Here is an 18,489-nt window from a genome sequence, read left to right as displayed (position 1 = left end):
GTCCTTTCAAATACATAGGTAGAATGCCACTTACACAGATTTTTTTACACTCTCGGGACATTCGAGGCTGCGGGGAAAATGCGGTCTTCATAGTCATGAAGGCTATCCACAACAATAATTGGGCGATCATATCGCTTTGCACATAAGACTTCACGTTGACACCAATATCTGGAAGAATATGCGTCACTTTCAATGGCGACAAGTGTTGATGTCTTGATACTATTCTCAATTTCCTGACTGAATAAAAAACCAGGGGAAATATCTGTTGAATCAAAAAAACGATTCATATTTGTATTGTCTATAAACCTTCTAATTTCTTCAGAATGTAACCGACCTGTGTCACCAGCCTTTGCATGACTTAAGAAAATTGTTATTGAAGAGAATTTTCCAGTGTCTTTATCTTCACTGGAAACGCAGCTATAGCGATAAATTTCATGTGCAAGTGCCACAACTGCATAAATGTCCCTATTTTCAGATGGCCAGTCATTAACTCGAATACAGTTTAGTCCCGCAAGAGCGCCTTCATGCCTTAAGCCTTCTCTACTTATGGCAATTGGTACAATGTGCATGTTTGGCAATACAGGAAGCTCTTCCAAATATCTCTTCCAAGGTTCTATTCCGAGCGTGTTTACACTGGTAAACACGAAGATAATGTTATTACTTGCACAAAATTCTGGCTTTTTATCCGGTATTTCAGTTGGGTTCAGAGAACTGAAATAGAACAGAGGTACATTGAGCCCACGTGAGAATGGCTTATCTCTGTCGCGAGCAAAGCATTTTCTTACAGTATCTATTATTGGGTAAACAGCTGAATAATCGGCGAAGTTCCATAAAAAGTTTATAGCTAAAGGAGGTTTGTATTGAGTAGACACTAATGAGTCTCCCCACAATTTTTGCACTTTGAGTTGTAAATCATCATTGGTGCAGAGTTAACTATATATTTAGCTCGTGAAGTTCGCGCGTGAAATGCATCTTCAATCCATTCACTCAATTGGTGATGAGTCGATGGATATCTCCAATACCTTGCATAGCAGTTCTGATGATCGATGTTCCAGTTATCTTTAAGCCTCGAAGGCAAAAATGTAGAACCATCTTGACTCGGGAGTGAAATTCCAATCAAACCATTGGGTAATGTCTGTCCCTGTCGTAAGGAACTTTTTATCTCCCAATCAATATATCTGCGGCTGTGGGTACAAGATCCCAAAAGCACTATTGTTACAGTACTATCTCCAAGGTATTTATCCCTAATGCACTGCATTACATAATCAGTGTTTGTACTATTTATGAACTCATCGTTACCATTTGCACCAAGAACCCTAGGAATAAAAACATGACCAAATTGCTCTATGAATCTATCAACCTCTGTTCTGTCTCCCCTGTAGTGGGATACAAACACTTTCCTTTTGATTAAAGTCATATGGACTCCACTAAGTTATCTTCCCGGTGCCTTGGTCTACCCGTTGGTGGGAATTCATAAATTGACAAGGATCGGCAATCACAAGATTTATATTCTTTCGATTCTCACGGCAGAGAGTTTCAATTATTTTCCTTCCTTCTGATGACTCTGAAAGAGCAGTTTTCTTGAAATCTCTAATCCTTTTATATCCGATAGAGTCCAAATCAACTTGCACTGATTGACTACCAAAATAAAAAAAACAATTTGAAATAAGCACTTGATCAGTACAACCAGTATCTCTTGTTAAATTTATAAAATTTGGAGAACCATCAGGATTGCTGTGATGTGAATCTTCTTGAACCCAATTTTTATCGACATCTCTGTGATACAAATTGTCGCCAACCATTTGGACCAGACTTCCGTTACGCAAAGGCTTTTTTAATGAAAATCGTAAGTCATCCCAATAGTTTTGAAATCCTAACTTTTCTGATACCTTCATCAAGAAAATACACTGCCCCTTTCTGGAACCCAAACTACTACCACCAACACCCATAATCCAATCATTGACATTTGCGGCCTTACGGATACGAGGCTTACATGTGGCCAAAGTACAAAATCCATGAAAGGGGTTTGGAGCAAATCCAAAGTCTCTTGTGATCGCATAGGTATACAAATACGAAGATGGAATAATCAACACACTATATTCCCACCGCTATTTTTAAGAGAAGGTGTACCATCAGGATTCTGAAACTGGCTGTGTCCTGCCAAGGCATCAATCACAGAATCTGGCTTCCAGCCTACAACTGCAGTTGCATATTTTTTAAGATTCTCAGGAAGCTCGACTTTTTCTTTTAGACCGTGCTCATAAACACCAATTATTGGTTTTCCTAATTGATGCGCTACTTTGATTTCCCAATTAACCCACGCTCTAGCATGTGTCTCTTTACCAATAATGACTATAACCTGACCAGCCCATCGCATCTTCATACGCAAAAGACGTTCTATAGTTTTATCACTCACCATTTTCTTATCGAGTCTGGCTTGATTTTCTGGCTTGGCTCTGATTGAACTATTTCTCAACTGAACATTTTTGCCGGAAAGCATTTTGGCGAGATTGTCTACACTTGCGTCATCTTTGTGATGATGGCTTACAAAGACATTTTTTACTGTTTCTGACATCCATATCCCTCGACTATTGGTCCATTAATTAACACTAAAAAGGCTTAGCCTTATACCAACCCATAAAAAAGAACTGTACTAATTAGCTTAAAACTGCAGAGAACGGTAACATCGCACAAAATACACACTCAGCTTATTAAGCTAATTCAAATCATTAGAGCTGACAACTGGATTGTATTGAAATCAGGGATAATTTTAGTCACTTGTGAGTTATTTCTAAAAGAAAGTTCGTTTCAAAATAGTTCATTTCAGAATAAAACATGTGTCAAAGTTAAAAAAACACCTCGAACGGCAGTTATCAAAGTAAATCAATCACTAACCAGCTACCACTTTCAATCAGCTAAACCCGATCGCAGTTGGCAAACTGGGGTCAGAGCCAAATCGCTGCGCTGAAGTTATTAGATATTCGGCTAAGCATGGAGAATGCGGGCGGGGACAAGCCCACGCCCCTACAGTTGAATATCAACAGGTAATAAAAAACCCGCCGGGTGGCGGGTTTCTTTATTACCGATAATCTTCCGGGCTTGGGCAAGCACACATCAGGTTGCGGTCGCCGTATACGTCGTCGATACGGGTGACTGTTGGCCAGAATTTGTTTTCTGCCACGTACTGTGCAGGGAATGCAGCGTACTGACGCTCGTATGGGCGGTCCCAGCTTGGGTCGAAAATATCTTCCATGGTGTGAGGTGCGAAGTGCAGTGGGTTGTTGTCTGCAGTCCACTCCCCTGCTTCTACTTTGGCAATTTCATTGCGGATAGAAGTCATGGCGGTGATAAATTTGTCCAGTTCCACTTTGCTTTCAGACTCAGTAGGCTCGATCATCAGTGTGCCGGCTACCGGGAATGACATAGTTGGGGCGTGGAAGCCGTAGTCCATTAAGCGTTTGGCGATGTCCATTTCTGTGACGCCGGTTTTTTCTTTCAGTGGACGCATGTCGATAATACATTCGTGCGCTACGCGGCCATTGGTACCTACGTACAACACAGGGAACAGGCTACCCAGTTTTTTCGCCATGTAGTTGGCGTTTAAAATCGCCATTTCAGTGGCTTGACGTAAACCGTCGCCGCCCATCATTTTGATGTACATCCAGCTGATTGGCAGAATGCCTGCGCTACCAAATGGTGCTGCAGATACTGCGCCGTTGTTTGCGCCAGTGCCTTCAATTTTTACCACAGCGTGGTTTGGCATAAAGGGAGCTAATTGTTTCTTCACACCTATTGGACCCATGCCCGGGCCGCCACCGCCGTGAGGAATACAGAAGGTTTTGTGCAGGTTTAAATGCGATACGTCAGCACCGATAAAGCCAGGAGAAGTAATACCTACCTGAGCGTTCATGTTGGCGCCGTCCATATACACCTGGCCACCGTGCGCGTGCACTATGTCACACAGCTCGCGGATAGACTCTTCAAACACACCGTGCGTAGATGGGTAAGTCACCATGATGGCGGCTAACTTGTCGGATACGGCTTCGGCTTTGGCTTTTAAATCGGCCATGTCGATGTTACCGCTCTTGTCGCAATCGACCAGTACCACTTCAAAGCAAGCCATCGCTGCTGTGGCAGGGTTAGTACCATGCGCCGACACCGGAATTAAACACACGTTACGGTGTGAATCGCCGCGGCTTTCGTGGTATTTACGAATGGCGATCATGCCAGCGTATTCGCCTTGCGCGCCTGAGTTTGGTTGCATAGACACAGCGTCGTAGCCTGTGATTTCTACCAACCAGTTGGCCAGCTCGCCAATCATGTCGTAGTAACCTTCGGCCTGATCGCGTGGCACAAACGGGTGCAGCGAACCAAATTCTGGCCATGTTACCGGGATCATTTCGGCTGTGGCGTTTAACTTCATGGTGCACGAACCTAAAGAAATCATGGAGTGGTTCAGTGCTAAGTCTTTGTTTTCCAGCTTTTTGATATAACGCAGCATTTCAGTTTCGCTGTGGTACTGGTTAAATACCGGGTGCGTTAAGTACTTAGACGTGCGAACCAGGTCAGCAGGAATAGAGTTCGAGCCTTTAGCTACGATTTCAGCGTCTAAGGTAGTGACGTCTAAGCCATGGCCAGCGCCTAATACGATGTCAAACAACTGAGCGATGTCAGAAGCTGAAGTCAGTTCGTTAAAGCTTACGCTTAAGCTGTCCGCGATATCAGTACGTAAGTTCACTTCAGCGGCTATAGCACGGGCTATAACAGCAGAGCGTGCAGCGCCGTCAGCCACTTTAAAAGTAACAGTGTCGAACCAGGTGTTATGAACTAATGAAACACCTTTGGCTTGCAGGCCAGCTGCAAATACGTCGGCAGAACGGTGAATACGCTCTGCGATGTTTTTCAGGCCTTCCGGACCGTGGTACACAGCGAAGAAAGACGCCATGTTCGCCAGTAACACCTGTGCAGTACAGATGTTGGAGTTGGCTTTTTCACGACGGATATGCTGTTCACGGGTTTGCATTGCCATACGCAGCGCCTGATTACCACGGCGGTCTTTCGACACACCAATGATACGGCCTGGCATAGAACGTTTGTAATCGTCACGGGTTGCGAAGAATGCTGAGTGTGGGCCACCAAAAGCCATAGGCACACCAAAACGCTGGGCAGAACCTAAAACTACGTCTGCGCCTAATTCGCCTGGAGATTTTAATAACAGTAAGCTCATCATGTCGGCTGCGACGGCGACTACAGCTTTTTTCGCCTGCAGCGCTGCAATTAAACCGCTGTCATCACGCACTTCACCCGTAGTAGACGGGTACTGTAATAAAGCACCAAAGACGTCGTGGTTTACCGCATCAGTGGCTTTGCCAATGATCACGTCAAAACCAAACATTTCCGCACGGGTGCGCACTACGTCAATCGTCTGTGGGTGCACGTCGTCAGCAATAAAGTAGGTATTGGCTTTGCTTTTTGCGACACGTTTGGCCAGCGCCATAGCTTCAGCAGCGGCAGTGGCTTCGTCCAGTAATGACGCTGATGCCAGCTCCATACCTGTTAAATCTAATGAAATTTGTTGGAAGTTCAGCAGCGCTTCTAAACGGCCCTGAGCAATTTCCGGCTGGTATGGGGTGTAGGCTGTGTACCAGCCCGGGTTTTCCAACACGTTACGTAAAATCACGTTAGGTGTCAGTGTTGGGTGGTAGCCCATACCAATGTAGCTTTTGAATAGTTTGTTTTTGTTCGCAGCCGCTTTTAAGTACGCCAGAGCGTCCGCTTCAGTTGTGGCTTCACCAGTTGCCAATGGCTTTGGCAGGCGAATGGAAGCAGGCACAGTTTGTGCGATCAGCTCTTCCATGCTGCTTACGCCTAATTCAGCCAGCATAGCTGCTGTTTCGTTAGCGTCCGGGCCTATATGGCGTTGAATAAATTCCTGATGGTTCGCAAGTTGCGACAGGGTTTTCACAGCTGAAGTGGTCATGCCTTGAAGTTCCTAAAGCGTTTATAACATCTGTTGTTGCCCGCAGTGGGCGTTTATTTCACCGTAGGGGCGTAGCTTGCTGCGCCCTTACCCAATCAATGCACCGGGTCTGGTTTTGTCGGGCGCGGTAAACCACACCCCTACATTTTTCGGTTGATGCGGGTAGGTGAAAACCCGCCTCTACAAAATTTTTCCGGTTTCACCGGCAAAACAAAAACCCCGTGTGGTCACGGGGTTTGGCGGCCGGTTTATTCGGCGTCGATCACGGCCTGGTAACCAGCGGCGTCTAACAGGCTGGCCAGCTCAGATTCGTCAGAAATTTTGATTTTGAACATCCAGCCGTCGCCGAATGGTGCGCTGTTTACCAGCTCTGGTGCGTCGTTCAGTGCGTCGTTTGCTTCAACAATTTCGCCAGACAGAGGTGCATAAATGTCTGAAGCCGCTTTCACCGACTCAGCCACAGCCACGTCGTCGCCTTTCGTCACAGTTTCGCCAACTTCTGGTAATTCAACGAACACCATGTCACCCAGTAAGTCCTGGGCGTGTTCAGTAATACCCACTGTGTACACACCGTTGCCTTCGTCACGAACCCACTCGTGTGATGAAACATATTTTAAATTAGTTGGAATAGAGCTCATCTTTTGTTCCTCAGACCTTAAAGCTGTTTTTATTGGGGCCAGTTCACTGGCGTCGGCAACCACCATAGCCAAGGCTTGGGGTTGCCGCAAGGCGCGCTTCAGTGCGGTAGCTGATTATTTTTCAGCCACAGCCAGGCGCACCTTTAAATGACTTTTTTACCCATGCGGACAAAGTTCGGTTTTACCACTTTGACCGGCACCAGTTTACCGCGAATATCCACTTCTGCACTGTCACCAGTCGCAGCTGGCACGCGGGCCATTGCAATACTGAAACCTAAAGTGGGTGAGAAGGTACCAGAGGTAATCACACCTTCACCTGCTGCAGTCACCACTTTCTGGCCATGACGTAATACGCCTTTGGCTTCCATCACCAGGCCGACCAGTTTTTCAGTGCCTGCCGCTTTTTGCTGTTCCAGCACGGCGCGGCCGATAAAGTTGCGGTCGCTTGGTTCCCAGGCAATGGTCCAGCCCATATTGGCGGCCAGTGGCGAGACGCTTTCGTCCATATCCTGACCGTACAGGTTCATACCGGCTTCTAAACGTAAGGTGTCACGTGCGCCTAAACCAGCAGGTTTTACACCAGCGTCCAGCAGTTTTTGCCAGAAGTCAGCGGCTTCTTCGTTTGGCAAAGAAATTTCGTAACCGTCTTCGCCTGTGTAACCCGTGGTGGCAATAAACAGGGAACCGGCCTGCACACCGAAGAATGGCTTCATGCCCGCCACAGCGGCTTGTTGCTCAGCCGACAGAATAGTGGCCACTTTGGCTTTGGCATTCGGGCCTTGCACCGCAATCATCGCAAACTCAGGGCGTTCGGTCACAGTGACATTAAAGGCTGCAGCTTGTTGGTTGATCCAGGCTAAGTCTTTTTCGCGGGTCGCAGAGTTGACGACTAAGCGGAAGAAATCTTCGGTCAGGAAGTACACAATCAAATCGTCAATCACGCCGCCCGCTTCGTTTAACATGCCGCTGTATAAGGCTTTGCCTGAGACGGTCAGTTTGTTGACGTCGTTGGCGAGTAAATAACGCAGGAAGTTGCGGGTGTTTGGCCCTTTCAGGTCAACGATAGTCATGTGCGACACGTCGAACATACCGGCGTCCTGACGCACAGCGTGGTGTTCTTCGATTTGTGAACCATAGTTCAACGGCATATCCCAGCCGTGAAAGTCCACCATCTTGGCGCCAGCTTCGAGGTGCTTGGCGAATAATACGGTTTGTTGGGCCATCGGTACTTTTTCCATTGTTGTATGCTGCGTACGGCGCGGCAGAGGTAAGGCATCAGCGTCGCTGTTCAACAGGGTGGGCTGACACCATTGAAAAAGTTAGATTGCAGTCATCAGCTGGTCACACAACTGTGCATATAACCAAAGCTGCAATTCAGGATGAGCCTGATTATAACCGATGCCCCAAGGGGCCAACAGCCCCCAGTTCATTAGATTTATTTATGTGGAAAAATAACAAGCTGAAAGGTTGTTGCGCTGTTGTCAGTCGGTTGTAAATTCTGGCCTGGCGCGTTTGGGTAAATCACCGCTGTTGCCAAGCGCCGCCGCCATAATGCTTTTTTTCAGCGGGCCAGCCTTGTCAATCAGCCGCATTCCCAGGCCCCGCACCAGTTTCAACGCGGGGTGACTGCTGCCAAAACCACGTTTAAAGGCTTCCATCGCCACAATCAGGGTTTGAGCTTCGGCCTTGCGCCAGCGTTCATAGCGGCGCAATAAGCGCTCTTCGTGCAACGGCTTGCGGACTTTTAACTGCTCTGAAATTAGTTCTGCTAATGCGACTACGTCCATTAAACCTAAATTCATGCCCTGGCCTGCCAACGGATGAATGGTGTGGGCCGCGTCGGCCACCAGCACCACTTTATTCAGCAGCCACTCGCTGGCGTAACGCATTTTCAGCGGATGCGCGCTCAGCGCGCTGGCACGGCTTAACAACCCCAGCACATTGCCGCTGGCAACCGTCAGGGCTTTGTTAAAGTCGGCTTCAGTCAGGGCCAGCAACTCTGCAGCCTGTTCAGGTGGCACACTCCAGACAATGGAAAGCAGATGCGGATCAGCCAAGGGCAATAAGGCCAGCGGGCCATGGGGTAAAAACACCTGCCGGGCGCACTGGCCATGCGGCTCTGTGCTGCGAATTTGGCACACCAGCGCCTGATGGTCGTAATCCCAGAACGCAATCGGCATGTTCAGCTGCTGACGTACAAAAGAGTTAGCGCCATCGGCCGCCACCAGCAATTTGCACAGCACTGGCCCCTGCCCGCTTAAGCTAAGCAAGGTTTGCTCTTCACCGGCATTGATACTGTCAATCTGGCAGTTAAACAGGCCGCGCACATTGGCTTTGTCGGCCAGTTGCTGGAACAGGCACTGGCGCAGCTCTTCGTTGTCCACCAGGTACCCCAAAGCGTCCACTTGCTGCTCGGCGGCGTCAAAGGCAATCCGGGCAAAGCTGTCGGCTTCCCAGACTTCCATTTTCTGAAACCCGGCTTTGCTGGAAAGCTGCTGCCAGGCGCCTAATTGTTGCAACACCCGGCGTGACGCCTGGTTCAGCGCACTGACCCGCTGCAGGCTGGGCGCTGCGCCAATCTGCGGCGCATCACCTTTATCCAGCAGCGCAATTTTCAGCGGCAGCTCGCTTAACAGCAGCGCCAGCGTAAGGCCTGCACTGCCGGCACCAACAATGGCGATATCCAAATCCAGCATCTTAAGCTCCTTCGGTCTGGCGCACTGGCACTGCGGATCCAGGCTGTTTCAGTTGCTGCTCGATCTGCTGCAAAGGCGTCAGCCCCATTGCAAAATGCGCCAGCTGAGATTTCAGTGCCTTGCAGTTATTCAGCCCGCTCAGGCCCAGATTGCGGCCAAGCGCAACCAGCCGCGACGAGTTGGAAAACAGCCGCACTAAAGCGTCTGTGTACAAAATCAATTGCTGCATATCCGGCTCCCGCAACTTTTGGTACGCGCGGCTAAAGGCGTAATCGCCCAGTTGAGCCGGCATCGACTGGGTTGCCTGCACCCGTTGCACCAGCAGCACCAGGGAATAAATATCGCGCAGCGCCAGGTTAAAGCCCTGGCCGGCAATAGGGTGCAAGTTATGCAAGGAGTTGCCAAGCAAAACGACTCTGTGGCGGGCCGCTTCACTGGCACGGCGCAGCGTAAGCGGATAAAGCGCCCGTTGACCGGCTTTGTGGAACACCCCGGCCCGGTAACCGGCTTCGGCCTGCAGCGCGGCCAGAAAATCGGCGTCGTCACACTGCATCAGCTCTGCGGCCCGCTCTGGTGCCAAGGTCCAGACCAGCGAATAACGCTGCCCGGTCAAAGGCAACAAGGCCAGTGGGCCTGTGGGCGTAAAGCGTTCAAAGGCTTTGCCCTGATGCGGTTGTTGCAGGCCAATATTGGCAATCAGCGCCGTCTGGCCATAATCGTCGCTTTGCAGCGTAAACCCGGCCAGTTCGCGGCTGGGCGACACACCACCTTCGGCAATCACCAGCAAACGGCAGCTGACGCTTAGGCCTGATTTCAGCTCAATCTGCTGAACCTCTGATGACGGCGTAATGGCACTGATGGCATCCGGCCGGAACCAGACCAGACGGCCTTGTGCTTCATAAGGTTGCAGCTTTTGATGCAGCACTGTGCCTATATGCTCCACTTCGATCACCTGACCCAGTGCGTCCAGCTGATAGTCGCTGCTTTGCAGGTAAGTCTTACCGAAATGGCCTTTGTCTGACACCGCAATGGTTTTAATAGGGCTGGCGCAGGACGCCAGCAGAGGCCAGAGCCCCCAGCGGTTCAGCAGGCGGATGCTGCCTTCAGATAACGCAATGCTGCGGCTGTCAAAACTGCTTTTTGACGGGCTGGCGTCAGCCTGTTGCTCCACCACCGCCACCTTCAGGCTGCCTTGCTGCAATAACTGATGCGCCAGCATGGCTCCTGCCATACCGCCACCCGAAATCAGAATATCAAAAGGCTCTGTCAATGCATCCTCGCTTGTGCTGAGCCCGCTTACCGGGCGGCCATCAGCGCTTCTATCTGTGCAATTTCTTTCGGCACTGCCTCGGTCAGGTTGTCATGCCCTGTGGCTGTCACCAGTAAATTGTCTTCTATCCGAACTGCCAGACCCCACCATTTTTTATCGCAGGCGGAGCCAGACGGAATATAGAGGCCGGGTTCAATGGTCAGCACCATGCCGGGTTCAAAAGGCCGCGCTGTGCCGTTTAACTGATAAGCGCCAACGTCATGCACGTCCAGCCCCAGCCAGTGGCCCAGGCCATGAATAAAATACTGCTTGCAGGCATTGTCCTGCAGCAACAGCTCCAGCTCGCCCTGCAAAATACCCAGCTCCAGCAAACCTTTGGTCAGCTCCAGCTGCGCCGCCGCCACTGCATCATTCATGCTGTTGCCCGGTTTTACCGCGGCACAGGCAGCGTACTGGGCATTTAACACCACCTGATACAGCGCCGCCTGTTCGGTGCTGAACCGGCCATTGACCGGGAAAGTGCGGGTAATGTCGCCCGTGTAGCCCTGGTATTCTGCACCTGCGTCTATCAGCACCAAATCACCGTCTTTTAAAAGGTCGTTGTTGTCGGTGTAATGCAAAATACAGCCGTTTTCACCGCCGCCTACTATGGTGTTATACCCCACCCGGCGCGCGCCGTGCATGGCAAATTCATGCACAATCTCTGCTTCCAGCTGGTATTCAAAGAGCCCGGCTTTGGCGGCCCGCATCGCCCTGCAATGGCCCAAGGCACTGATAGAGCCCGCTTTTCGCATCAGCTCTTGCTCGGCTTCGTCTTTCAACAGCCGTTGTCGGGCAATTAAAGGCCGTAAGTCCTGCCGCACTGTGGGTGCCAGATAACCACGTTTTGGGTAGAGCCTTAAGGTTTTCAGCGTCTCGGCCACTTTGCTGTCAAAAGCCGCATAAGTGCCTTCGGAGTACACCAACGTCTGCTTTTGATTCAGGGCGTCTAACAGCACTGTCTCCAGTTCATCAATACAGGCGGTGTCCAGACCAAAGCGGGTTTTGGCCGCTTCAGGCCCAAAACGCCGGCCCTGCCAGACTTCAGCCAGCGCGTCTTTGGCGCGGCAGAGCAGAAGATGCCTGGTTTCGCCGTTCTGCGCTTTGCTTAAGATCAATAAGCTGTCAGGTTCAGGGAAACCAGTCAGATACGTCAGGTCGCTGTCCTGGCGAAACGGAAATTCGGTATCCCGGCTGCGGGTCAGCTCTTGCGCTGACGGAATAAGGGCAACCGAGTTGAGCGGCATCTGCGCCAGCAAAGCGTCGCGGCGTTGTTGGTAAATGGTTGTATTCATTAATGCAGTGTCTTGTTCTGAACTTCGGCTTTGGCAAACTTCTGGCCCACTTCGTTAAAACAGGTCAGCACCAGTAAACGGATATGCTCCAGCACCAGGAAATAGGACTCTTCGTTGTCTTCGCTGCTGTTGTCATCCAGCGCAAACACGTCAATATGGGTGATTTCGGTCAGTTGCTTGACTGCATCACGCACGTCTTCTGAACAAAGTGACAAATCGTTTTGCTGAATGGCAAAACCAACCAAAAAGGACTGCGTCCACTCCACCATGGCTTCCAGCCGCTCCGGCAACGAATCGTCGTCGGAGGGCAGCAATAACGCAAAGGAGTAGTCGGTTTGTGCCAAAGATGCAGACGTTTGCGCAATTAATTCAGAAATTTCTGTTTTTGCTGCATTAGATAAGGCTTGTCCGTCATTTAAGAAGTCATACAGAACTGGTAAGATCTGCGCTGCTTCGGCATTGACACCGGCAGACAGCAAACCGGCAATTAAGCCATGAACTTCGGCGGCAGACGCCATCAGGTGAGATTGATCCAGCAGGCTGGTCCAGTAGTCGTACGAACGTAAGGCATCCTGATTCATAAATTTTTCGGCCCAAGCGACTTTTCAAGGCGTGTATCCTACCATCTGAGCGTTAAGCCCGCCAACAGATGGCGCCCAACTCGCAGGCCCAGGCGGTAACTATGCAACTTCGTAAATTTCGTCCTGTTCCACCCCCACCGGCCGACGCTGTGGTGAAAAAACCTGTCGCCGCCAAAAGCAAAACTGACAAACCCAAACAACTGACCATTTCGGTATTGGGCCGGGTGCTGAAAGTGGCTTGCCCTGTCGGTGAAGAGCAACGCCTGCAGGCCGCCATTACCGAATTGGAGACCCGGGTGGCCACCACCAAATACAAACCCGGTGTGCATATGAATGAAGATGTGCTGCTGATGATAGCGCTGAATTTATGCAATGAGCTGGTGGATTTAAAAGCCAAAGCGGTTGTCGATTCCAACTAAGTTGTGAATAAAAACACCAACTTGCGGCAAAACTACGCAACTAAACGCTAAAAATGAAATTCGGGGCTGAACAGCCCCGGAGCCGGTGTTATACTTGAGGCGTTCTCTGAGTTGTTTGTGATTGGGTAGACGTCCCTGAGCCGATATTCTTTTTAACCAGGGGCTCTTCTGTGTTGCTAGTGTGCAAGCTCAGCCCGTACTGAGAAGCCTGAGGCAACCATTGGACTCCCGCCTTGAACCTTGGGTTCAAGGGCTATCGCCTGACACGGCAACTTGGAGAACGACCCTCTGCTTTTGTTTATTCCCTCTTTGTTTTAAGCTCTGTGCATTCTGTGTTGTGGTTAGCTTTTTATGTCTTCCAGCCGTGCTGAATTACGAACCCTGACCCGTCAGCGGCGCCGCGCTTTGTCGGATGCCGAACAGCAACAAGCCGCAACCGCCCTGGTTCAACAACTGCTGTGCTGGCCCGAACTTGCATCTTGCCAGCATATTGCTCTGTACCTGACCAATGATGGTGAAATATCCACGCAGCCTCTGATCTCGGCGTTGTGGGCGCGTGAAAAAAACCTGTATTTACCCCTGTTGCACCCGCTGGTGCCTGGTTACTTGCTGTTTCAGCAATTTACCCCGGATACCCCCCTCACCCTCAATCAATTTGGTATTGGCGAACCGGTGCTCAATTGCAGCCAGATTTGCCCTGTGCAGCAGCTGGACTTAATTTTGACCCCGCTGGTGGCCTTTGATGCGCAAGGCCACCGCCTGGGGATGGGCGGCGGCTTTTATGACCGGACTTTATCGCAGTTACCTTCAGACAGAACAACGCCTGTGCTGATGGGCCTGGCACATCAATGCCAGCAGGTTGAGCATGTGCCGGTTGAAGCCTGGGACCAGCCGCTGCGTTTTATCGCCACCCCTGAACAAGTCTGGCAATTTGATTAAGCGCTGGGCTGGTCAGAGCGGCCTGCTTTCTTTTTTAGCAAAGACCTTTTTCGCCTCCCTGCTTTCAGGGTAATATCCATCTGTATGGCTAAACGCTTTTTGGACCCTCTGATGACTCAGGATCAACTGAAAAAAAATGCGGCATGGACCGCATTGGATTATGTGCCCCGCAATACCATTGTCGGTGTCGGCACCGGCTCTACCGTCAACCACTTTATTGACGCCTTAGCAACCATCAAAGATGAGATCCTGGGCGCGGTGTCCTCTTCAGTGGCTTCCACGGAAAAAATGCAGGCGTTGGGCATTAAGGTGCTGGACCTGAACGAGGTGGAAAGTTTTAGCGTCTATGTGGACGGCGCCGACGAAATTACCCCCCGCAAACACATGATTAAAGGCGGTGGTGCGGCCCTGACCCGGGAAAAAATTGTCGCTGCGGTGGCAGAGCAATTTATCTGCATCGTCGACCAGAGCAAGCAGGTCGGGGTTCTCGGCAAATTCCCACTGCCGGTGGAAGTGATTCCGATGGCGCGTGCTTATGTGGCCCGCGAGCTGGTGAAACTGGGTGGCACCCCGGTGTGGCGCGAAGGTGTCGTCACGGACAACGGTAACATTATTCTCGATGTGCATGGCCTGTCGATCACAGAGCCAGAAGTCTTAGAACAACAAATAAACAACCTGGTTGGCGTTGTGACAAACGGCATTTTTGCCCGCCGCGCCGCCAATCTGGTGCTGGTGGGAACCCCACAAGGCACCTTAGTGCTGAACTGATTTTTGCAAATAACAAGAGTGAAGTAACCATGACTAAGTTTTCGTTGCCGAAGGACAAGATCAAAATTCTGCTGCTCGAAGGCCTGCACCAGAGTGCGGTGCAGACCTTTAAGAAACAGGGCTACACCAATATCGAATACCTGAAAACCTCGTTGGAGGAAGATGAGCTGATTGAAAAAATCCGCGACGTGCATTTTATCGGTATTCGCTCCCGTACTCAGCTGAATGAAAAAGTGCTGGATGCAGCAACGAAACTGACGGCTATCGGCTGTTTTTGTATTGGCACCAACCAGGTGAACCTGGATGCGGCCATGGCCCGCGGCATTGCCGTATTTAACGCGCCGTTTTCTAACACCCGTTCAGTGGCCGAACTGGTGTTAGGCCAGCTGATTATGCTGCTGCGTGGCATTCCGGCCCGCAACGCCGCCGCTCACCGCGGTGAATGGCAAAAAACCGCCACTCAGTCCTTTGAAGCCCGTGGTAAAACTCTGGGTATTATAGGTTACGGTCATATCGGTACTCAGCTGTCGATCATGGCGGAAAACATTGGTATGCGGGTGCAGTTTTACGATATCGAAGACAAACTGGTGCTGGGAAACGCCACACAGGTGGATTTAGGCAGTCTGCTGAAAACGTCCGACGTGGTCACCTTGCATGTGCCTGAAACGGCCTCCACCAAAAATATGATCGGTGAAGCTGAGCTGGACCTGATGAAACCAGGTGCCATTTTAATCAACGCTTCACGCGGTACTGTGGTGGACATTGACGCCCTGGCGTCCGCCCTCAAAACCAACAAGCTGGCCGGTGCAGCCATTGACGTGTTCCCTGAGGAACCCACCAGCAATGACGAAGAATTTGTCTCGCCACTGCGCGAATTTGACAATGTGATCCTGACGCCACACATTGGGGGTTCCACCCAGGAAGCACAGGAAAACATTGGTTTTGAAGTGGCCGGTAAACTGGTGAAGTACAGCGACAATGGTTCGACCCTGTCGGCGGTCAACTTCCCGGAAGTGTCGCTGCCAGAGCACAAAGGCCGTTCACGCCTGCTGCATATTCACAAAAACCAACCCGGCGTACTTGGCAAAATCAACGAAGCTTTTGCCAAACACGGCATCAACATTTCAGGTCAGTACCTGCAAACCAACGCCGAAATTGGTTATGTGGTGATTGATGTGGATTCAGAAGACCACGAACTGGCATTGAATGAGTTAAAAGCCATCCCAGGCACCTTGCGTGCCCGCGTGCTGCACTAAAAATTTGGGGTCAGAGTAGTACTCTGACCCCATTCATTTTTAGACCCGTTAAAACGAGTACACCACTGTGGCTGCGGTTTCGCTGTCCGTACTTTTCTTGTCTGCGGCTACGTCGGAATCGTATTTCACATTGACACTTAAACGCAGCGCCAGCTGGTTATTAATTTGTGCGGTAATAGCACTGCGGCTGACATAACTGGTGTTGTGGCCATCCAAAGACACGTTGTATTCCAGCGTCTGTTTAAATTTACTGGTGGCGGAGAAATGGTATTCAAAGTTCGCCGCTGCGTACCAGATTAAACCTGAATTGCTTTCACCTTCCGAAGGTTTGTCATACGCCATACCGGGACCAGTTTCAAAATCCAGGTAGTTTTCACCTTCAGAATACAGACGGTTGGCATAACCGGCTGCCACCGACATTTGCTCCCGGAAGGCACCAAAACGGTCATTCAGGTAATGTGCCCGGCCGAACAGACTGCTGTCAGATTGCCAGAACTTGTAGTTGCTCTGGCCGGTCAGGCCAATACGCTGGCCTGTGGTGTAATCGTTTTTTTCACCAGTAACAGAGTCTTCGGTGCTGTTGCGCTGAAACAGCGTCTGAATAAAGTATTTGTTACGAAAACGTTCCAACTCCTGATTCAGCTCAGCGTTGCTGCGCACCGCAGTGGATTCTGTATTACCGCGGCTTAAAGCGACACCCACCTCCACATCACCAGACCAGGGTTTAATTTCAGCGTCAGCAAAACCGACTTCTGCTTGTTGCGCCAGACTACTGGCGGATAACACCATCAACGATGCGACAACAGCACGCATAACAACTTTACCTTTCTTGTTTAATTCATGGTTCGGATAAAGAAAAACCAGGCTGAGCCTGGCTTTTCTGGCCATGCTGAAGCGAATTACTCCGCGTCAGCAGCCCGGTTTTGGATATACTCCAACGCCATCTCGATGCGGGCCAGACAACGGGCTTTGCCAATCAGCGTCAGCGTCAGGTCCAGCGATGGCGAGTTGCCGCCGCCAGTGACAGCGACACGCAATGGCATGCCCACTTTGCCCATCCCTAAACCCAGGCTTTCGGCTGCCGCGTTAATAGCGCCATGCACCGCTTCGGCAGTCCAGTCGGTTAATTCGGCCAGTTTGCTTTTTACAGCAGCCAAAGGTTCTGCGGCCACAGGGCGTAAATGCTTTTTCGCTGCCGCTTCGTCGAATTCGGCAAAGTCTTCATAGAAATAGCGACTGACTTCCACCATTTCTTTTAAGGTTTTTACCCGCTCTGCCTGCACTTTCACCAGTTCAGCCAGCTCAGGGCCGTTGCTGGTATCCAGTTTCTGATCGGCCACATGCCATGCCAGGTGTTTAGCCACATAAGCTGGCTCCAGCGTTTTCATATAGTGCTGGTTCAGCCACACCAGTTTGTCGGTGTTAAAAGCCGAAGGCGCACGGTTACAGTTGGCTAAATCAAACAGCTCCACCAGTTCAGCTTTGCTGAAAATTTCCTGATCGCCGTGGGACCAGCCTAAACGCACCAGGTAGTTCAGCAGTGCTTCTGGCAGGAAACCGTTGTCACGGTACTGCATGACCCCCACAGCGCCATGGCGTTTGGACAGACGTTTGCCGTCATCCCCCAGGATCATTGGCACATGGGCATATTTAGGAATGTCGGCGCCTAATGCCGCCAGAATATTCATCTGACGCGGTGTATTGTTGACATGGTCATCGCCACGGATCACATGGGTAATGCCCATTTTCCAGTCGTCCACCACCACAGTCAGGTTGTAGGTTGGTGTGCCATCACTGCGGGCGATAATCAGGTCATCCAGCTCCGCATTGGCAATTTCAATGCGGCCTTTAATTAAGTCGTCAATCACCACCACACCGTCCAGCGGGTTTTTAAAGCGGATCACATAAGGGGTGTTTTCCGGGTGATCGGTGCGGTCGCGCCACATGCCGTTGTACTTCGGCTTCAAGCCCGCGGCCATCTGCTCTTCACGCATTTTGTCGACTTCTTCTACGGTACAGAAGCACTTATAAGCCTTGCCTTCAGCCAGCAGCTGCGCCACTACTTCTTTATACAGGTCAAACCTTTGGGTCTGAAAATACGGGCCTTCATCGTAATCCAGATCCAGCCAGTGCATGCCTTCCATAATGGCATCCACCGATTCCTGGGTGGAACGCTCTAAATCTGTATCTTCTATACGCAGAATAAACTTGCCGCCGGTTTTGCGGGCATATAACCAGCTGTATAACGCCGTTCTGGCGCCACCAACGTGCAGATAACCTGTCGGGCTTGGCGCAAAGCGAGTAACAATCGACATAATAAATCCATCAGGGCCAAAAAATCGGCCGCTATTGTAGCGCTGTTAACCGTTGAATGCACGGCCGATACTCGCTCTGACCGCGATAAAGCGGTTACTTTTACAGCAGACGAATACGCAAACCGAAAATAGTGTTGACACAAAAAGTCCGCCCCCTATAATGACGGCCGAACGTTACGCCGGATGGTTAGCTCAGCCGGGAGAGCACCGCCCTTACAAGGCGGGGGTCACTGGTTCGAACCCAGTACCATCCACCATAATTTGTTGTAACAGTTGAAGGTCGGTGAAGCACC

Annotated in this window: 17 protein-coding genes, 1 tRNA gene and 1 other RNA gene; 6 read left to right on the top strand and 13 right to left on the bottom strand. The window is 50.6% G+C overall.

Annotated elements, in window-relative coordinates; translation table 11 throughout:
* Positions 1 to 44: 44 nt before the first annotated feature.
* From WKJ04_RS13515 to WKJ04_RS13465, 11 genes are all read right to left on the bottom strand, one after another.
* The gene (locus WKJ04_RS13515) at positions 45 to 872 is read right to left on the bottom strand and encodes a hypothetical protein (protein ID WP_337880889.1); all 828 of its coding nucleotides are present in this window, start codon (positions 870 to 872) and stop codon (positions 45 to 47) included.
* Positions 872 to 1,417, bottom strand: coding sequence for a TIR domain-containing protein (locus WKJ04_RS13510; RefSeq protein WP_337880888.1), 546 nt, complete (start codon positions 1,415 to 1,417; stop codon positions 872 to 874). Before WKJ04_RS13510 ends, WKJ04_RS13515 begins: the two co-directional genes overlap by 1 nt.
* 10 nt (positions 1,418 to 1,427) lie before the next feature.
* The gene (locus tag WKJ04_RS13505) at positions 1,428 to 2,093 is read right to left on the bottom strand and encodes a hypothetical protein (RefSeq protein WP_337880887.1); all 666 of its coding nucleotides are present in this window, start codon (positions 2,091 to 2,093) and stop codon (positions 1,428 to 1,430) included.
* Positions 2,087 to 2,575, bottom strand: a complete 489-nt coding sequence (locus WKJ04_RS13500) for a TIR domain-containing protein (RefSeq protein ID WP_337880886.1) — start codon at positions 2,573 to 2,575, stop codon at positions 2,087 to 2,089. Before WKJ04_RS13500 ends, WKJ04_RS13505 begins: the two co-directional genes overlap by 7 nt.
* A gap of 504 nt (positions 2,576 to 3,079) precedes the next feature.
* Positions 3,080 to 5,980 carry an aminomethyl-transferring glycine dehydrogenase gene (gene gcvP / locus WKJ04_RS13495; RefSeq protein WP_337880885.1) on the bottom strand — a complete coding sequence of 967 codons (2,901 nt, stop codon included), beginning with the start codon at positions 5,978 to 5,980 and terminating at the stop codon, positions 3,080 to 3,082.
* A gap of 248 nt (positions 5,981 to 6,228) precedes the next feature.
* Positions 6,229 to 6,618 (bottom strand): glycine cleavage system protein GcvH, encoded by a 390-nt coding sequence (gcvH, locus tag WKJ04_RS13490; protein WP_337840587.1) that lies wholly within the window; start codon positions 6,616 to 6,618, stop codon positions 6,229 to 6,231.
* 143 nt (positions 6,619 to 6,761) lie between these two features.
* Entirely contained in the window at positions 6,762 to 7,841 is a 1,080-nt protein-coding gene (gene gcvT, locus WKJ04_RS13485; protein ID WP_337880884.1) for a glycine cleavage system aminomethyltransferase GcvT, read from the bottom strand.
* Between the two features lie 258 nt (positions 7,842 to 8,099).
* The gene (locus tag WKJ04_RS13480) at positions 8,100 to 9,314 is read right to left on the bottom strand and encodes an FAD-dependent monooxygenase (RefSeq protein WP_337880883.1); all 1,215 of its coding nucleotides are present in this window, start codon (positions 9,312 to 9,314) and stop codon (positions 8,100 to 8,102) included.
* Between the two features lies 1 nt (position 9,315).
* On the bottom strand, positions 9,316 to 10,584 hold the full coding sequence (gene ubiH, locus WKJ04_RS13475; protein ID WP_337880882.1) for a 2-octaprenyl-6-methoxyphenyl hydroxylase: 1,269 nt from the start codon (positions 10,582 to 10,584) through the stop codon (positions 9,316 to 9,318).
* Positions 10,585 to 10,610: 26 nt separating this feature from the next.
* The gene (pepP, locus tag WKJ04_RS13470; protein WP_337880881.1) at positions 10,611 to 11,918 is read right to left on the bottom strand and encodes a Xaa-Pro aminopeptidase; all 1,308 of its coding nucleotides are present in this window, start codon (positions 11,916 to 11,918) and stop codon (positions 10,611 to 10,613) included.
* Positions 11,918 to 12,499 (bottom strand): UPF0149 family protein, encoded by a 582-nt coding sequence (locus WKJ04_RS13465; RefSeq protein ID WP_337880880.1) that lies wholly within the window; start codon positions 12,497 to 12,499, stop codon positions 11,918 to 11,920. The genes pepP and WKJ04_RS13465 overlap by 1 nt, the downstream gene beginning before the upstream one ends.
* A 101-nt stretch (positions 12,500 to 12,600) precedes the next feature.
* On the opposite strand from WKJ04_RS13465, the gene WKJ04_RS13460 reads away from it, so the two are divergent.
* The 5 genes from WKJ04_RS13460 (at position 12,601) to serA (ending at position 15,881) form a co-directional block, all read left to right on the top strand.
* Positions 12,601 to 12,918 carry a cell division protein ZapA gene (locus tag WKJ04_RS13460; protein WP_337880879.1) on the top strand — a complete coding sequence of 106 codons (318 nt, stop codon included), beginning with the start codon at positions 12,601 to 12,603 and terminating at the stop codon, positions 12,916 to 12,918.
* A 100-nt stretch (positions 12,919 to 13,018) separates the two neighbouring features.
* Positions 13,019 to 13,202: non-coding RNA, 6S RNA (ssrS, locus tag WKJ04_RS13455), on the top strand.
* A gap of 67 nt (positions 13,203 to 13,269) precedes the next feature.
* Positions 13,270 to 13,857, top strand: coding sequence for a 5-formyltetrahydrofolate cyclo-ligase (locus WKJ04_RS13450; protein ID WP_337880878.1), 588 nt, complete (start codon positions 13,270 to 13,272; stop codon positions 13,855 to 13,857).
* Positions 13,858 to 13,968: 111 nt separating this feature from the next.
* Positions 13,969 to 14,625 carry a ribose-5-phosphate isomerase RpiA gene (rpiA, locus tag WKJ04_RS13445; protein WP_337880890.1) on the top strand — a complete coding sequence of 219 codons (657 nt, stop codon included), beginning with the start codon at positions 13,969 to 13,971 and terminating at the stop codon, positions 14,623 to 14,625.
* Between the two features lie 29 nt (positions 14,626 to 14,654).
* Positions 14,655 to 15,881, top strand: coding sequence for a phosphoglycerate dehydrogenase (serA, locus tag WKJ04_RS13440; RefSeq protein WP_337880877.1), 1,227 nt, complete (start codon positions 14,655 to 14,657; stop codon positions 15,879 to 15,881).
* A gap of 48 nt (positions 15,882 to 15,929) precedes the next feature.
* Here serA and WKJ04_RS13435 read toward each other — a convergent pair whose 3' ends face one another.
* Both WKJ04_RS13435 and gltX read right to left on the bottom strand, forming a co-directional pair.
* Positions 15,930 to 16,694 carry a DUF481 domain-containing protein gene (locus WKJ04_RS13435; RefSeq protein ID WP_337880876.1) on the bottom strand — a complete coding sequence of 255 codons (765 nt, stop codon included), beginning with the start codon at positions 16,692 to 16,694 and terminating at the stop codon, positions 15,930 to 15,932.
* Between the two features lie 86 nt (positions 16,695 to 16,780).
* Positions 16,781 to 18,196, bottom strand: coding sequence for a glutamate--tRNA ligase (gltX, locus tag WKJ04_RS13430; protein ID WP_337880875.1), 1,416 nt, complete (start codon positions 18,194 to 18,196; stop codon positions 16,781 to 16,783).
* A gap of 181 nt (positions 18,197 to 18,377) precedes the next feature.
* On the opposite strand from gltX, the gene WKJ04_RS13425 reads away from it, so the two are divergent.
* Positions 18,378 to 18,453 (top strand) — tRNA-Val (locus tag WKJ04_RS13425).
* Positions 18,454 to 18,489: the final 36 nt, after the last annotated feature.

Origin of the sequence: Rheinheimera sp. (genome assembly GCF_037442345.1) — a bacterium.
Taxonomy (GTDB): Bacteria; Pseudomonadota; Gammaproteobacteria; order Enterobacterales; family Alteromonadaceae; genus Pararheinheimera.
The sequence above is the reverse complement of the archived record's forward strand: the minus strand, read 5'-3'. Positions and strand labels throughout refer to the sequence as shown.

Bases quoted from the DNA above. Each gene is read 5' to 3' on its own strand.
- WKJ04_RS13510 (WP_337880888.1), bottom strand. From the start codon at position 1,417: ATGACTTTAATCAAAAGGAAAGTGTTTGTATCCCACTACAGGGGAGAC.
- WKJ04_RS13500 (WP_337880886.1), bottom strand. From the start codon at position 2,575: ATGTCAGAAACAGTAAAAAATGTCTTTGTAAGCCATCATCACAAAGAT.
- gcvP (WP_337880885.1), bottom strand. From the start codon at position 5,980: ATGACCACTTCAGCTGTGAAAACCCTGTCGCAACTTGCGAACCATCAG.
- gcvH (WP_337840587.1), bottom strand. From the start codon at position 6,618: ATGAGCTCTATTCCAACTAATTTAAAATATGTTTCATCACACGAGTGG.
- gcvT (WP_337880884.1), bottom strand. From the start codon at position 7,841: ATGGCCCAACAAACCGTATTATTCGCCAAGCACCTCGAAGCTGGCGCC.
- WKJ04_RS13480 (WP_337880883.1), bottom strand. From the start codon at position 9,314: ATGCTGGATTTGGATATCGCCATTGTTGGTGCCGGCAGTGCAGGCCTT.
- pepP (WP_337880881.1), bottom strand. From the start codon at position 11,918: ATGAATACAACCATTTACCAACAACGCCGCGACGCTTTGCTGGCGCAG.
- WKJ04_RS13465 (WP_337880880.1), bottom strand. From the start codon at position 12,499: ATGAATCAGGATGCCTTACGTTCGTACGACTACTGGACCAGCCTGCTG.
- WKJ04_RS13460 (WP_337880879.1), top strand. From the start codon at position 12,601: ATGCAACTTCGTAAATTTCGTCCTGTTCCACCCCCACCGGCCGACGCT.
- WKJ04_RS13450 (WP_337880878.1), top strand. From the start codon at position 13,270: ATGTCTTCCAGCCGTGCTGAATTACGAACCCTGACCCGTCAGCGGCGC.
- rpiA (WP_337880890.1), top strand. From the start codon at position 13,969: ATGACTCAGGATCAACTGAAAAAAAATGCGGCATGGACCGCATTGGAT.
- serA (WP_337880877.1), top strand. From the start codon at position 14,655: ATGACTAAGTTTTCGTTGCCGAAGGACAAGATCAAAATTCTGCTGCTC.
- WKJ04_RS13435 (WP_337880876.1), bottom strand. From the start codon at position 16,694: ATGCGTGCTGTTGTCGCATCGTTGATGGTGTTATCCGCCAGTAGTCTG.
- gltX (WP_337880875.1), bottom strand. From the start codon at position 18,196: ATGTCGATTGTTACTCGCTTTGCGCCAAGCCCGACAGGTTATCTGCAC.